Source organism: gamma proteobacterium SS-5, from assembly GCA_009497875.2.
GTDB lineage: Bacteria > Pseudomonadota > Gammaproteobacteria > Chromatiales > Chromatiaceae > Magnetovirga > Magnetovirga frankeli.
In genome coordinates, this window is record CP032508.2 from 1,650,717 (window position 1) to 1,665,873 (window position 15,157).

14 protein-coding genes, 2 tRNA genes and 3 pseudogenes are annotated in these 15,157 nt (G+C 57.1%); 15 read left to right on the forward strand and 4 right to left on the reverse strand.

Annotated elements, in window-relative coordinates; translation table 11 throughout:
- Positions 1-111: 111 nt before the first annotated feature.
- Together D5125_12955 and D5125_12960 are read right to left on the reverse strand one after the other, a co-directional pair.
- The gene (locus D5125_12955) at positions 112-648 is read right to left on the reverse strand and encodes a hypothetical protein (protein ID QFY90319.1); all 537 of its coding nucleotides are present in this window, start codon (positions 646-648) and stop codon (positions 112-114) included.
- Positions 648-1,880 (reverse strand): tyrosine-type recombinase/integrase, encoded by a 1,233-nt coding sequence (locus tag D5125_12960; GenBank protein QFY90320.1) that lies wholly within the window; start codon positions 1,878-1,880, stop codon positions 648-650. The genes D5125_12955 and D5125_12960 overlap by 1 nt, the downstream gene beginning before the upstream one ends.
- A gap of 232 nt (positions 1,881-2,112) precedes the next feature.
- On the opposite strand from D5125_12960, the gene D5125_12965 reads away from it, so the two are divergent.
- The 12 genes and pseudogenes from D5125_12965 (at position 2,113) to D5125_13030 (ending at position 11,153) form a co-directional block, all read left to right on the forward strand.
- Positions 2,113-2,184, forward strand: a tRNA-Ser gene (locus tag D5125_12965).
- 82 nt (positions 2,185-2,266) lie between these two features.
- Positions 2,267-2,608, forward strand: a complete 342-nt coding sequence (locus D5125_12970; protein QFY90321.1) for a helix-turn-helix transcriptional regulator — start codon at positions 2,267-2,269, stop codon at positions 2,606-2,608.
- Between the two features lie 1,126 nt (positions 2,609-3,734).
- Positions 3,735-5,795: pseudogene (locus D5125_12975) on the forward strand (PAS domain S-box protein).
- Between the two features lie 235 nt (positions 5,796-6,030).
- Positions 6,031-6,834 (forward strand): DUF1738 domain-containing protein, encoded by an 804-nt coding sequence (locus D5125_12985; GenBank protein ID QFY90323.2) that lies wholly within the window; start codon positions 6,031-6,033, stop codon positions 6,832-6,834.
- An 87-nt stretch (positions 6,835-6,921) separates the two neighbouring features.
- The gene (locus tag D5125_12990) at positions 6,922-7,461 is read left to right on the forward strand and encodes a type I restriction enzyme HsdR N-terminal domain-containing protein (GenBank protein QFY90324.1); all 540 of its coding nucleotides are present in this window, start codon (positions 6,922-6,924) and stop codon (positions 7,459-7,461) included.
- On the forward strand, positions 7,386-7,559 hold the full coding sequence (locus D5125_12995; protein QFY90325.2) for a hypothetical protein: 174 nt from the start codon (positions 7,386-7,388) through the stop codon (positions 7,557-7,559). Before D5125_12990 ends, D5125_12995 begins: the two co-directional genes overlap by 76 nt.
- A 45-nt stretch (positions 7,560-7,604) precedes the next feature.
- Positions 7,605-7,715, forward strand: coding sequence for a hypothetical protein (locus D5125_13000; GenBank protein ID QFY90326.2), 111 nt, complete (start codon positions 7,605-7,607; stop codon positions 7,713-7,715).
- 38 nt (positions 7,716-7,753) lie between these two features.
- Positions 7,754-7,993 (forward strand): type II toxin-antitoxin system VapB family antitoxin, encoded by a 240-nt coding sequence (locus D5125_13005; GenBank protein QFY90327.1) that lies wholly within the window; start codon positions 7,754-7,756, stop codon positions 7,991-7,993.
- Positions 7,990-8,385, forward strand: a complete 396-nt coding sequence (locus tag D5125_13010; GenBank protein QFY90328.1) for a PIN domain nuclease — start codon at positions 7,990-7,992, stop codon at positions 8,383-8,385. The genes D5125_13005 and D5125_13010 overlap by 4 nt, the downstream gene beginning before the upstream one ends.
- A pseudogene (locus tag D5125_13015) lies at positions 8,382-9,820 on the forward strand (SAM-dependent DNA methyltransferase). The gene D5125_13010 and the pseudogene D5125_13015 overlap by 4 nt, the downstream one beginning before the upstream one ends.
- Positions 9,821-10,107: 287 nt before the next feature.
- Positions 10,108-10,827 (forward strand): endonuclease domain-containing protein, encoded by a 720-nt coding sequence (locus D5125_13025; protein QFY90330.1) that lies wholly within the window; start codon positions 10,108-10,110, stop codon positions 10,825-10,827.
- Between the two features lie 50 nt (positions 10,828-10,877).
- A pseudogene (locus tag D5125_13030) lies at positions 10,878-11,153 on the forward strand (restriction endonuclease subunit S).
- A 208-nt stretch (positions 11,154-11,361) separates the two neighbouring features.
- Here the strand turns inward: D5125_13030 and D5125_13035 are convergent.
- Complete coding sequence (locus tag D5125_13035; protein ID QFY90331.1) at positions 11,362-12,843, reverse strand: ISNCY family transposase; 1,482 nt, start codon at positions 12,841-12,843, stop codon at positions 11,362-11,364.
- Between the two features lie 327 nt (positions 12,844-13,170).
- Here D5125_13035 and D5125_13040 point away from each other — a divergent pair, with 327 nt between their 5' ends.
- The 3 genes from D5125_13040 (at position 13,171) to D5125_13050 (ending at position 14,775) form a co-directional block, all read left to right on the forward strand.
- On the forward strand, positions 13,171-13,968 hold the full coding sequence (locus D5125_13040; GenBank protein QFY90332.2) for a hypothetical protein: 798 nt from the start codon (positions 13,171-13,173) through the stop codon (positions 13,966-13,968).
- Between the two features lie 193 nt (positions 13,969-14,161).
- Complete coding sequence (locus tag D5125_13045) at positions 14,162-14,380, forward strand: type II toxin-antitoxin system PrlF family antitoxin (GenBank protein ID QFY90333.1); 219 nt, start codon at positions 14,162-14,164, stop codon at positions 14,378-14,380.
- On the forward strand, positions 14,380-14,775 hold the full coding sequence (locus D5125_13050) for a type II toxin-antitoxin system VapC family toxin (GenBank protein ID QFY90334.1): 396 nt from the start codon (positions 14,380-14,382) through the stop codon (positions 14,773-14,775). Before D5125_13045 ends, D5125_13050 begins: the two co-directional genes overlap by 1 nt.
- Positions 14,776-15,080: 305 nt before the next feature.
- Here the strand turns inward: D5125_13050 and D5125_13055 are convergent.
- Positions 15,081-15,156, reverse strand: a tRNA-Thr gene (locus D5125_13055).
- Position 15,157 lies beyond the last annotated feature (1 nt).

Here is a 15,157-nt window from a genome sequence, read left to right on the forward strand (position 1 = left end):
GGCAACACTTGGCCCTCTGTGGCCGACTATCCTTTACCAGTGTTGCCCGGTGCAGGTGATACGCATTTAATACCTGAAAAACTAATGCGTCATTCAGGCGAAATCACAGAATTAAGTAGAATCTTGAGCTCTCGCCCATTGTTTGAATTTTTCGAACTCATCATCTAAGCCTTTTTTTCCAACTAGCTGCCAAGTGTTGAGGATGCTTCGACGTTGCTTTTCGTCTGCGAGATAGTAGTTATCACGCACAGCGCCCTCAGTCATGCAGCGCGTATATTGGGCCGCCAGCGCGAGCGCGCCAGGTGGATTATTGCCCGTCATGGGATGCCCCTGCTGCACCAGCCATTCAACCATGGCTATAGCTTTAATTCGGCGCTCTGTGTTGCGCAGATCGCGGGGCTTACCCGTTGGCCTGGCTAGCCCTAGGTCTCGCATGGGATTGGCGCTCACGGCCATGGTGGCCAAGGTGTCGCTGATCTCCTCCGCTATGACGGAGTGCAAAGCTCCGCTGCGGGCCACTCGGGACAGAAAGAGCAGCTTGCGGCGAGCAACGGCCTGCTCGTCCTCCAGCCCCATGCCCATAGCCACGAAACGCCACCATGTGAGCGTTGGGATTCCTTCGGCGGTGAGGTTGTCAAAGTCGTCCATCAGCCCGCCCTCCGCAACTGAACCACGTTCCCGCCGATGGCGGCGGTCAGTATCTGATCCCAAGCATCGGCGGCCTGCTTCATGCCGGCAAAGCCCTGGGCACGCTGATAAACGGCTTTCACGCCGCTGTTCGTGCTGGCTGCCTTGTGGGTCAATAGTCGGTCCAAGGCATCTTCGGATATGTCGGGTCGCATTTCCGCCACCAGTGAAACGCAGGAGCGGCGGAAGTCGTGGATGCTCCAGTTCTCCACGCCAGATCGCTTGCGCAACCGGGTAACGGTGCCGTTCCACGCCGCGAAAGGCTTTTGCTCAGCCAGGGCCTCCTTGTCGGTGAATACCAGCGCTTGCGGCTTTGGCTTTTCTGGTAAGCGCTCCTTGAGTATCTGCATTGCCAGCGGTGGCAGGGGCAGGCGCTGGTCATCGGAAAACTTGCGCCCATCCTGTGCGTGAAGATTTAGCTCCCCCGCTTCCAGGTCCACTTCGCCCCACGTCAGTGAGGTGATGGTGCCAGCCCTGAGCGGTAGCGCCATAGCGAAGCGGTGAATGTCGGCCCCCGTGGTGCCCTTGGATTCCATGGCTGCCTGCCAGATCGCGCCAAGCTCTTGCAATTTGGGGTAGCGTTTCTTCGCCTGGGGTGGCTTGGGTGCTTTGAGCGCCGCGAAAGTGTTTATCGTGATGGTGCCCTTCTCCGCTGCCAGATCGAGCAGGCGCTTTGCAGAGCCCCACGCTTTGCGCAGGTTGGCAGGCGAGTTGCTGTAGTGTGACTTCATCGCCATGGCGTGTTCGTGGTTGATGCTGGCCAGGGGCAGATCGCCCAAGATGACAGCAGCGCACGCAATGCCATGGGCCTCCGCTCTGGTCGCTGTGCTGGCGTGTGTGCTGGCGTAATTGGTCAGGTACTCATCGGCCAGATCGTTGAAAGTGGCTTGCTTGCGCAGCTTTTCCGCTTGCGGGGTGTGCCCGAGAGTCAGGCTGGCGACGATCTCATTTGCCCATGCTCGGGCCTGCTCCAGGGTCAGGATGCTGGCGCTATTTTCAAGGGCCTGGCCGGCTGCGTCTCTGGGGGTGAAGGTCTGCGCCTTGCCGGCAACCTTCTTCACCACCGAATAGGATGCTCCACCTTCCGTACGCCGGAGCCGCAGCGGTGATTCTGAATCGGTCCAAGGGCCACCGGGTTCTTTGCCGTGAACTACCTTCGCCACAAATGCCTTGCTAAACTTTTGAACAGCCATATCGACTCCTAGCTAAGTCGGTTTCGGTCAGGGCCTCGGGGGTGTTGGTAGCGCCTCCGGGGCCTGCTTTTTCGTGGGGCATCTCAGACAACCTCCAGACAACCTCCAGACAACCGCAGGGGGTGTTTTTGGGTGTTTTTGATGTCGGGGTGAGTATAGCTCAGTAAAAGGCGGGACGCTTGTAAATTACTGGATTATCAGAGAAAAATTTGCAGATTTTTAGCGCAACCAAGGGCTTAGAGAAGGGTTTTTATTAGGACTCTTAATCCATTGGTCGAAGGTTCGAATCCTTCATGGCCCACCAATGAAAACAAAGGCTTAGTGGATTTTCCACTAAGCCTTTTTTGTTTGGGGTAACGCTGGGGTAACCCGTGTTTTAGACGGGCATTCCGGGGTGGCTTTGCCCAGCGGCAACCCCGGACCAGCTTCCACGGCAACAAGTCCCGCACTGTGGTCGGCAGCGATTACCGCTTGCAGACGGAGCGGCCCGCGAACTCATAGCAGCCCGCGCCCGCGCCGGATTGAGTCAGGCCGATCTGGCCGAGCGAATGCACACTAGCCAATCGGCAGTTGCCCGCATGGAGAGCGGCAAGACCCTGCCCAGCCTGAGCCGCTACGCCGAGGCCACTGGCTGCAAGGCCGTGGTGCGGCTGGAAGCGCAATGCCCCTTTACCCCCGGTCGTCACCTCATGCAGGAAATAACAAAATACCGCCTTGGCCGAAAATGATCCGTAGCGCGGATCACCCGCGTTCCCTCGCAGCGCGTGGGAACGAGAAAAAGGACAATTTACACAGCATAGTGTAGAGTCGAGATTAGAAGCGGTTCTCCGAGAAATGCCATGGTAATGCCCCCCCCCCCCCCCGCATAAGCTGCCCGCCGTCATGAATCGCCAGGTCGCCGCTTGGCTAGTCCTTGTTGTCGGGCTTGTACTAACGACTCTTGCAAGCCTTGAGGTCAAGCAGGCCATCGAACAGGATGCGACGGAAGATTTCGCATTCACCAGCGATCAGGTCACGCTCAAAATTCGCGAGCGACTTGATGCCTACGCGCTCACCCTCAAGGGAGGCGCGGGTCTCTTTGCTGCATCCAGCACAGTCGATCGCCGCGAGTGGCAAGCCTACGTTGAGAAACTTCGCACCCAGGACAGTCTTCCCGGGGTGCAGGGCATCGGCTTTTCGCAAGTGATTCCACCGCATCAACTGGCTGCCCATATCGCCAAAGTTCGCGCCGAAGGCTTTCCCGACTACAGGGTGTACCCGGCGGGCGAGCGCGCCCTCTACACCGCCATCATCTATCTGGAACCTTTTCGCGGCCGCAATCTGCGCGCCTTCGGCTTCGACATGTTCTCCGAACCGGTGCGCCGCGCCGCCATGGAGCAGGCACGCGACAGTGGCGCACCGGCATTGAGCGGCAAGGTCGAACTGGTTCAGGAGACCGGCACGGAGGTGCAAGCCGGAACGCTGATGTATGTCCCGGTCTATCGCAATGGCGCTCCGATCGACACGGTTGAGCAGCGTCGCGCCGCGCTGATCGGCTGGTCTTACAGCCCCTATCGGATGCAGGATCTGATGGAAGGTATATTGGACAATTGGGCTGACCACAAAACCAAGCGTGTGGATGTGCATATCTACACTGGGTCTGAGGTGCAGGCCGACAGCCTTCTGTACGACAGCCACCCCGCCTTGTCCCATACAACCGATCCGCGCTACTACCAGCAGCGCACCATTGATTTCAATGGTCAGCATTGGTTGCTGGCATTTCATACCGGTGAGGACGTGGCACCCATCAACTATGCGACCGCCTGGGCCACACTGGCCGGTGGCATCGTGCTCAGCAGTCTGCTGTGCGCGTTGATGCTCGCCTTGGCGCGCACGCAGGCCCGCGCCAGGGACATCGCCGCTAGCCTGACTGAAGATCTCAGGCGCAGTGAGGATTCGTTGCGAAAGAGCGCAGCGGCATTGCGGTCATTCACCCGCGATTTCGATGCCTTTCTCGATCAGACATCCGACTTCGTGTATTTCAAGGACGCCGACAGCCGCATCCGCTTTTGCAGCAAGACACTGGCCGACATTACCGGACATCGCCACTGGCGCGAGATGGTGGGCAAGCACGACCGCGAGTTATTCCCGCCCGATACCGCGAAAATCTACGAAGAAGAAGAGGCTCCTGTTATTGCCGAAGGCCGACCATTGCTCAATAAAGTCGACCCGTACTACGACAAGGATGGACGGACAGGCTACGTAGAGACCAACAAGTGGCCGTTGTTCGATGACGACAAGACGGTGGTCGGTATCTTCGGCATCAGCCGCGACATCACTGAACGCAATCGGGCCGAAACCGCGCTACTCGAAGAAAAAAAATTCACCGAAGACACCCTGAATGCGCTGCCCGGCGTGTTCTACATGTTCGATGCCACTGGCCGTTTCGTGCGCTGGAATCATCAGTTCAGCAAGGTGACCGGCTACAGCGATGCCGAGTTGGCGATCATGCAGGGGTCGGATTTCTTTACCGGTGACGACCAGCGGCGGGTGGGCGAAGCCATGCAGCTGGTGTTCAGCGAAGGACAGGCTGACGTTGAGGCAGACTTTCAGACCAAGGATGGCCAGAAGCTGCCCTACCACTTCCAAGGGCAACGCAGCAGCATCGGCGGGCAAGCCTACCTGCTGGGGGTCGGCATCGATATAACCGAGCGCAAGCAGGCCGAAGCGCAACTTCAACTCGCCGCCAGTGTCTTCACCCACGCCCGCGAAGGCATCACCATCACCGACCGGGATGCCAATATCCTGGACGTCAACGCTGCCTTTACCGACATCACCGGCTACAGCCGCGAGGAAGTTCTTGGCAAAAATCCACGCATCCTTAATTCCGGCAAGCAGGACAAGGCGTTCTACGCCACCATGTGGCATGACCTCCAGACCAAGGACCACTGGTATGGAGAAGTATGGAACCGGCACAAAGACGGTGGGGTGTTTGCTGAGATGCTGACCATCAGTGCCGTGCGCGACGAGCGGGGTGAAATCCAGAATTACATCGCCCTGTTTTCTGACATCACCATGGTTAAGGAACATCAGGCCCAGCTCGAGTATATCGCCCATTACGATGCGCTCACCGGCCTGCCCAATCGACTGTTGCTGGGCGACCGCCTGCGCCAGGCCATGAGCCAGGCCCCACGGCGCGGACAGAGCGTGGCCGTCGCTTTTTTGGACCTAGACGGATTCAAGGCGGTCAACGACACGCATGGACATGAGGTAGGCGATCAGTTGCTGGCGACTCTGGCCAAGCGAATGACGCAGGCACTGCGCGATGGCGATACACTCGCTCGCCTTGGTGGAGATGAATTTGTCGCCGTGCTGGTTGACCTGCCCGACATTGAGGCCAGCGTCCCGGTCCTCACGCGGTTGCTTGAGGCCGCAGCGCTGCCGTTTCACGCTGGTGACATCGTGCTCAACGTCAGTGCCAGCCTGGGCGTGACCTTCTATCCGCAAGACGAGGAGGCTGATGCCGACCAACTGTTACGTCAAGCCGACCAAGCCATGTATCAGGCCAAGCTGGCCGGCAAGAACCGCTACCACCTGTTCGATGCTGTTCACGATGAAGAAGTGCGCGGACACCATGAAAGTCTGGAGCGGATCAAACATGCGCTGGGTGAACGTTAATTCGTTCTCTACTACCAACCGAAGGTGAACATGCGCACGGGCAAGGTCACGGGCGCTGAGGCTTTGATTCATTGGCGGCATCCAGAGCGGGGCCTGCTGCCGCCCAGCGTCTTCCTGCCGGTGGTGGTGGGGATGTGGTCATCAATGTGGTTGTGGTCTGCTCCATCCTTCCAGGGTGCAGATGTAGGTCTTCCCATTTATGGGGCGAGGTCTGGCTGGTCAACATCCAGGGCCTTTTTGCCTTCCCTGCGATTTTAGAGTAGCAGTAGAGTACCAGAAGGGGGCAAAGAGAAAAGGCTTAGTGCCGTTAGAAGCTAAGCCTTTGATTTTATGGAGCAATGGCCGGAATCGAACCGCGAACCTACTGATTACGAACCAAACAATGGCATTTTAACATATTGTTTTTAATCAGCTTTTATCGGGCGTCCGTTGCGCTAAACCCCGTACAGATCACGACGAATCACAACCAATCCACGCAAAAAACCCGCAGTCTTTGCACACCGACTGGCCCCGGCCCTGGTCGGGCACCCAGGGCGCACCGAGCAACTTCCTCACAGGGGCCAACTATAGGGGAGTCAATACCTTGCTATTGGGCCTGGCGGCCCACCAGCAAGGGTACGACAGACCCCTCTGGGCCACCTTCAAGCAGTGGCGGCTCAAAGGTGCCACGGTGCGCCGGGGCGAGCACGGCACCTTGGGAATTTTTTACAAGCCCGAGACTTTCCGGGACGAGAACACCGGCAAGGACGTTACCATCCCCATCCTCAAGCATTTTTTCCTGTTCAACTTGGCCCAGGTCGAAGGCATTGAGGTCGAGCCCCTAACCCCACTGAGCCGGGTTGAACGCAACCAGCAGGTGGACCGCTTCATCCAGGGCACCGGCGCGGTGATCCACGAACAGGGCCACCGTGCCTACTACTCACCCAGCACCGACCACATCTGGATGCCGCCGATCCACGCCTTTACCGACCAGCAAGCCTTCTACAGCACCCTGTTCCACGAACTAGGACACTGGACCGGTCATGCGGACCGGCTGGACCGCAAAGACGGCATGGACAGTCGCTTTGGTGACCAGGCCTATGCCATGGAAGAGCTGGTGGCCGAACTGGCCTCCTGCTTCCTGAGCATCCAACTCCAGGTCAGCCACGAACCCAGGGCCGACCATGCCCAGTACCTCAACCACTGGCTACAGGTGCTCAAGGACGATTCCAAGGCGTTCAGCTCGGCAGCCAGCAAGGCGCAGGTGGCTGCGGATTACCTGCTGGTGGTGAAGACGCGCAGCCTGATGGCGGCGTAGATGACGAAAGCCAAGGATGGTGCCCGCGAAATGCTGTGCTAGTATTCAGAAATCCAGCCGAAGGACTGGGGCAGGCAGGGCGCACAAATGTACAAGAAGAAACTGTCAGAAACCGACATCCGCACCAAGTTCATCACCCCAGCCATCATCAAGGCAGGCTGGGATGTGCACACACAAATCCGCGAAGAAGTCGCCCTGACCAGTGGCAAGATTCTGGTCCGTGGTCAAAAGCACAAGCGCGGCGCGCCCAAGTTCGCCGACTACATCCTCTACTACAAACCCAACATTCCCATCGCCGTCATTGAGGCCAAGGACAACAGCCACGCCCTGGGCGATGGCATGCAACAGGCGCTCAATTACAGCCAGATGCACGGTGATCTGCCTTTCGTGTTCAGCTCCAATGGCGATGGCTTCCTGTTCCACGACCGCACCCAGACCCAAGGCCAGATCGAAACCGAGTTGAGCCTCGACCAATTCCCCAGCCCCGACGACCTCTGGCAAGGCTACTGCACCCACCACGGCCTGACCGAACCGGCTTGCTCTGGGAGGCTTTGCAGGAAGGGGTCGGCAAGGACCCTGATCCCTTCGATCTCATCTGCCACATCGCCTACGGCCAGCCCCCGCTGACCCGAAAAGAGCGGGCCAACCAAGTGCGCAAGCGCAACTACTTCAGCCAGTATCAGGACAAGGCACGACTGGTGCTGGATGCCCTGCTGGACAGGTAGGCCGACCAAGGCATCGAGAACATCGAGGAGACCAGCATCCTCAATGTGCCGCCCTTCAATGAGATCGGCACGCCCATCGAAATCGTGCGGATGTTTGGTGGCAAGCAGGGTTATCAAACTGCCATCCAAGAGTTGCAGATGCAGCTATACACATAAAAGACTAGACTCTGCGCATAAATCCAAAGGGGCTAGCCATGACACAACAGACCCACCAGAACACCACGCGAACCAACATCGTCCTCAATACCGAGCTGGTGCAAACCGCCCTGCGCATGACCGGCCTGAAGACTCGGCGCGAATTGGTTGACTATGCCCTGCGCGAGCTAGTGCGCCATCAGCAGCAGATGAAACTGCTGGAGCTAAAGGGCAAGGTCAACTGGGAAGGTGACTTGGATACCATGCGCATCAGCCAAACGCCGGAGGATTGGGCTTGATACTGGTGGACAGCAGCGTCTGGATCGACTTCTTCAGGGGGCAGGACGCACCGCATGTCCAACAGCTGGAGCAAGCCATCCGCAACCGTAGGGACCTTGCCATCTGCGGCATCATCCTGACCGAAACCCTGCAAGGCATCCGCAACGACACGCGATACAGGCAGGTCAAGGACCACTTCAGTTCCCTCATCCTGCTACCGATGGAGCAGCCGGTGTTCATAGGTGCCGCCGACATCTACCGGACACTGCGCAAGCAAGGTCAAACCATTCGCAAAACCAACGATTGCATCATCGCCGCCACGGCCATCCATTACCGTAGCCAGTTGCTGCATAACGACAGAGATTTTGTTGTGCTCAGTCGCCACACACCCTTGGAATTGTTGCAAGCATGAGCATCACCACCACCATAAAATCCATCCAGGACATCATGCGCAAGGACGCCGGGGTCGATGGCGATGCCCAGCGCCTTGGCCAGCTCGGCTGGCTGCTGTTCCTCAAGATCTTCGATGACCAAGAGCAGGAGCTGGAACTCACCTACGACGACTACCAATCCCCCATCCCCGAGCAGCTGCGCTGGACCCACTGGGCCACCGACCCCGAAGGCATCACCGGCGACAGCCTGCTCGACTTCGTCAACAACGACCTGTTCGATGCACTCAAAACCCTCAGCCTGCGCAACAAAAGCCCGCGCGCCTGCGTCGTCCAAAGCGTGTTCGAAGATGCCTACAACTACATGAAGAACGGCACCCTGCTGCGTCAGGTCATCAACAAGCTCAACGAGATCGACTTCAACCGCAGCGCCGACCGCCACACCTTCAACGACATCTACGAGAAAATCCTCAAGGACCTGCAAAATGCCGGTAACGTCGGAGAGTTCTACATCCCCCCCGCGCCGTCACCCAATTCATGGTCGATCAGATCGACCCCCAGCTCGCCGAGCAGATACTCGACCCGGCCTGCGGCACCGGTGGCTTTCTTGCCTGCGCCATCGAGCACCTGCGCAACCACCATGTGCAGAGCCTGGAACACCGCGACCAGCTCCAGAGCGCCATCCACGGCATCGAAAAGAAGCAGCTGCCGCACCTGCTCTGCACCACCAACATGCTGCTGCACGGCATCGAAGTGCCCAGCCAGGTGGTCCACGACAACGCCCTCACCCGGCCCCTGCGTGACTACGGCCCGCAGGACGAGGTGGACGTCATCCTCACCAACCCGCCCTTCGGTGGCATGGAAGAGGACGGTATCGAAAAGAACTTCGGCAGCTTCAGCACCCGCGAGACCGCCGACCTGTTTCTGGTGCTGATCATGCGCCGCTTGAAACACAAGGGCCGCGCCGCCATGGTCCTGCCTGACGGCTTCCTCTTCGGCGAAGGCATCAAGACCCGCATCAAGGAAAAGCTGCTGACCGAGTGCAACCTGCACAGCATCGTCCGCCTGCCCAACGGCGTCTTCAACCCCTACACCGGCATCAAGACCAACCTGCTGTTCTTCACCAAGGGCGAGCCAACCGGAGAAATCTGGTACTACGAGCACCCCTACCCGCAAGGCTACAAGTCCTACTCCAAAACCAAGCCCATGCGCATCGAGGAGTTCGAACCGGAGAAGGCCTGGTGGACGGACCGCAAGGAAACCGAACAGGCCTGGCGCGTCGGCATCGACGCCATCAAGGCCAACAACTACAACCTCGACATCAAAAACCCCAACAAGCCAGACGACGGCCCCGGCGACCCCGACCAACTGCTGGCCGACTATAATCAGCATCAGCGACAGATCGCCGAGCTACAGGAACAGCTCAAACAGCAACTGCATCAAGCGCTGGGAGAATGAACATGAGCAACACTGCACAAAAGCAGGCTCGGGCCATTGAATCGGAATGGCAAAACAGCCTGAGACTGACCCAGCAGCTCAGTATGCAGCAAGTCTGGGACAACCTCGACGATGAAGCATGGAACGACTTGCCGCAGCAATCCGCCGCAAAAGCCCCACGCACTACTGGTGAGACGACTGCAGGGAAGCAGGGTGTACGACCTACAGGACCTGGGAAGGTAGAGCAACACAGGAGCAGTTGCCAAGAGTAAGGCATGGAGCCTGAGCCGAGGGATTGAGGAGAGAAAATGATGCACGAGCCCAACCCCAAGCTGCAAGAATACGCCCGTACCATGCGCCATGCCGCGACTGATGCCGAACAGAAATTATGGCAGCGGCTGAGAAACCGCGCCCTTGGCGGTTATAAATTTCGGCGTCAGGTACCCGTCGGCCCCTACATCCTCGATTTTCTCTGTAAAGAACTCAAGCTAGTGATTGAACTGGATGGCTCTCAACACATGGAACAACAAGCCTACGATGATGCGCGAAGCCGCTATCTGGAGATGCAGGGCCTGAAGGTCCTGCGCTATTGGGACAATGATACTTTGCAACAGACTGAATCGGTGCTGGAAGCCATCCTGTTTCAGTGTCAGGAATTGGCGTCGAACTCCAGAAGCTTCGCCCCCCCTCATCCCCAACCCTTCTCCCCAAGGGGAGAAGGGAGCAGGAGCGACGCCCCAGTGGCCAAGAGTGATCCATTAGCCCCTCGCCCCTTTGGGGAATCAAGGACTGAAATACAACAGCCAGAATCAATAGCCCCTCGCCCCTTTGGGGAATCAAGGACTGAAATACAACAGCCAGAATCAATAGCCCCTCGCCCCTTTGGGGAACCAGGGACTGAAGTACAACAGCCAGAATCAATAGCCCCTCTCCCCTTTGGGGAACCAGGGACTGAAGTACAACAGCCAGAATCAATAGCCCCTCTCCCCTTTGGGGAGAGGGGTTGGGGTGAGGGGGTGCGGCCATGACTAAAACCCAATTCCTCCACCACTTCGGCCCATTCCTCGACGCCCCCAACGGCATCCAGAAGCTCCGTGAGCTGATCCTGCAACTGGCGGTGCAGGGCAAGCTGGTGGCCCAAGACCCCAACGACGAACCGGCCAGTGAGCTGCTGAAACGGATTCAGGCCGAAAAGGCCAGGCTGGTGGCCGAGGGCAAGATCAGGAAGCCCAAGCCCTTACCGCCGATCAGTGAGGAGGAGAAGCCGTTTGCGCTGCCGGAGGGGTGGGAGTGGGTGAGGCTTTCCCAAATTGGTAGAGACTGGGGACAAAAGGTACCAGATCAGCCATTTAGTGCTCGCTGGAAAACTCAAAAAATTTGCTCAGCCCCACCCCGACCCGAAGCCGGTCGGCCAGAAAATGCCATAATTGCTATCTAGATATTTGTAGTTATTGCTGTCGCTCAGCGATGCCAGACATTTTTACCGCCCAACAGCCCCATCTGATCGGCTGCCAGGCAGACCAATCCCTGGGGCCTGTTTAGCAACACCGAATGCCTGGGTGTTAGGCCGTGCGTTTTTTGTAAGGCCCGCGCTTGCGGTCTGCCTCGGCCTTTTCCGCTTGGCGCAGCAGCACACCGATGCGCTTGATGTTGCGGGCCAGTACGGCCAGGGCGACATAGCGCTCGAAGCCATCAATGCCGTGATCCCGGCAGCGGTCGAGACCGCCCTGCTCGAGGCCGTTGATGGCGGATTCCACGGCGCTGTGCTGTCGGCGCTGCTGTTGGAAGGTGGGGCTTTGTTCGCGCTCTTGCTCACTGGCGTTGCGGCGGCCCTTCTTGGGCAGGGTGACCTGGGGGACGATCCGGGGCAGCTCCCGCTGGTTTTCCGGGGAGTGATAGCCCTTGTCAAAGCTGACCCCTTGTAGGTTGGGGAAGGCCTGCTTGGTCTCGCGCACCAGTTCGATGGCGAGCTTTTCGTCGGTCTGCTGACGCGCTACCCGGTGGTGCAGAATGAATTGGTGCTGGTCTTCGACGATGTGCACGCGTAGCCCCAGCCCTTGTGGGACCCCGGCCTTGCCCTTGCTGATCCATTCGGTATGGGACTGGAAGATGGAGAAGATCTTTTCGTCATGGGGGATGTCTTCGCCCAGGATGCAGCGCCGGTGGATCTGATCGGCGAACAGTTGTGCGTAATCGCGCCATTGCTGGAGCTGTTCAACCAGCCGGTCATCCAGCGTCTGTGCGGCTTCCAGCAGGGCTTGGGCACGGCTGATGTGGGATAGGGCGAGCAGGATCAGGCGCTGGGTTGCCAGCTCGACCTGCTCGGCATCGGCCTTCTTGCTTTTACGCAGCTTCTGTAGCTTGTGGCATTGACGTTTGAAGGCCTGCTGGTTATGGCGGGCCTGACGCCAGCCCTTGACCTTCAGGGCCTTGGCCAGTGCCTGACCACCGTGCAGGATCTTGCGCACCGCATCCCACAGCAGACCGATGTCGGTGGGGAAGTGCACATGGGTCTTCACCACGAAGGAGTCGCAACGGGCCATGAGTTCCGGTGAAAGGGGCTCATCAGCGCCGTTTTTTTTAACCAATTCATGCCCGTATCGAACTACGGCCTGATTGATCTGATTCAGTATCTCAGGGGTAAACAGGCGCAGGTTGTCCTGTAATTGACCGAGGCTGTATTCTGTCTCTGCGGCCCAGCCGCTGTGGCCGAGGAACAGGCGCACGGTCTTGTGCTGGTTGGCCAGCTCATGCACCCGATCGTAATCGGCGTTGATGGCCAGGCGCAAAACCCCCAGCACCAGGATCGACCACTGATCCAGACCCGGGCGGCCGGTGTCGCTGGATACGGGCTTGCCCTTGTCGTCTCGGGGCACGACCTGGCTGAGGATGGCGAATACCTCGTCACGCAGCTGGGGTGTGGTGTAGATGTACTGTAGGCCGCGCAACAGCTGGGGGATGTCATCCCGAGATTTGGGATCGAGGACGATGTCGCCAATGGCCACTTGTCCAAAGTGAGGTTGCGGATTTTTGACCTGTCGCATAATTTCACCTGGCGAAGATTTTGAACCTGAGCGCTACGCCCGAGGTCGGGGAACGAAGAATCAATAACTTAGCGGTCTGTTGTGTGGCTTTTTGGTGCAAGCCTGGGAATTCTTCAACCCCCATATTATAGCTTAGCGGTATGATTTTTAAAAGGAATTCTGATTCCCCGGCAGGCACCATTTACTTATATTGATGTTTCGGCAATTGATAACTCAAAGGGCCTAATTGCAGAACCTACACAACTTCAGGCAGATGAAGCTCCTTCAAGGGCGAGAAAGAAGGTAAAGGTTGGCACAGTAATTTACTCCACGGTAAGGCCGTATCTCTTGAATATTACTGTTGTTAATCGGGAATTTCCGACCGAACCAATTGCTAGCACTGCATTTGCTATCCTGCATCCACTTTGCGGATTGAATAGCCGTTTCCTTTATTGGTACCTGAGAAGCCCTGTATTTATCACCTATGTTGAATCTGTACAAACTGGCATTGCATACCCTGCTGTCAACGACGGCCAATTTTTCTCAGGGCTATTTCCGTTAGCTCCCATCTCAGAACAACACCGCATCGTCGCCAAGATCGATGAACTCATGGCCCTCTGCGACCAGCTCGATGCCGAACGTAACGCCCGCGACACCACCCACCGGCAACTCATCCGCGCCATCCACCACCCACTCACCGAGGCCACCGACAGCACCCAAACGCACAGGGCATGGCAGCGCATCCGCGACCACTTCAACCCCCTCTACACCACCCCCGAAGCCGTCCAAGCCCTGCGCCAGACCATCCTCCAGCTCGCCGTGCAAGGCAAGCTGGTGCCCCAAGACCCCAACGACGAACCGGCCAGCGAGCTGCTGAAGCGGATCGAGGCGGAGAAGGCCAAACTGGTGGCCGAGGGCAAGATCAGGAAGCCCAAGCCCTTACCGCCGATCAGTGAGGAGGAGAAGCCGTTTGCGCTGCCGGAGGGGTGGGAGTGGGTTATTTTCGGCAATGTTGCGATCATCGAACGTGGTGGATCGCCAAGACCAATCAAGGATTACCTCACAGAAGAGTCCAGCGGACTGAATTGGATAAAGATTGGTGATTCTGATATTGGAATTACGGTGACACTTTACCAATTACACTAATTTTAGTTGTCTCGGGTAATTCTTCTTCGAAGGGGGCCGGGCACGATGATACGTGGGGAATTGGGTAAATGGTAACGTGTCACCGTAATTCCACCGTAATTCCCAGCGGGCCTTTTTTTGCCCATCACAAATATTGCCAGCATCCAAACTCCTTACTATACTGTCTAACGTAAGGATATAGAAGGAGACGGCAATGTCAAACGACGCCACACTTACAAGCAAAGGCCGAACAACAATTCCCAAAGAAATTCGAGATAGTCTTTCCATGAAGGCTGGAGACCGGATGACGTTCACGTTGATGCCGGACAACACTGTTGTAATGCGCGTAAAGTCAAAGAGTGTCACTGAATTGGCTGGCACCTTACACAAAAAGGGCCGTAAGGCCATCCCTATAGAACAACTATCTCTGTAATGCTGGGTATAGATACCAACGTCCTTGTACGCTTTCTAGTGCGGGATGATGAGATTCAATTTCAGAAGGCAAGCCATCTGATCAAACGTGAGGTCGCACAAGGGCGGTACGTTTTCGTTTGCCAGTTGGTCCTCTTGGAAACCGAATGGGTTTTACGAAGTCGCTACAGAGTGCCAAAGCATGTGATTATTGAAACCGTTTCGAGTTTGCTCGATTCAACTGATGTTCGATTCGAGAATGAATCAACCATCGAAGTCGCTCTTTTCCTCTGGAAAGAGACAACTGCAGATTTTGCTGACTGCCTGATCGGTGCGAATAATCGACAACTTGGCTGTGAAGCGACAGCAACCTTTGATGTAAAGGCATCCAAGTTGTCAGGGTTTATCGCTGTTTAACGGGATTTCCCGTCCACCTCACCTATCGCGCCAGACTCGACAAGCGCCCTTAAGGGTTGCCTTGGCGATACCGCAATTACGGTGACACTTTACCAATTGCACTAAGGAATTACGGTGACACTTTACCAATTACACTAATTTTAGTTGTCTCGGGTCATTCTTCTTCGAGGGGGCCGGGCACGATGATACGTGGGGAAATGGGTAAATGGTAACGTGTCACCGTAATTTCCTACTTTTATTTGGTGACTCATTGGTGACTCAAAAATGAGCGGCTGAACTGAAACGCGCCTAAGTTATTGATTTTATGGAGCCGGCGACAGGAGTCGAACCCGCGACCTACTGATTACAAATCAGTTGCTCTACCAACTGAGCTACGCCGGCA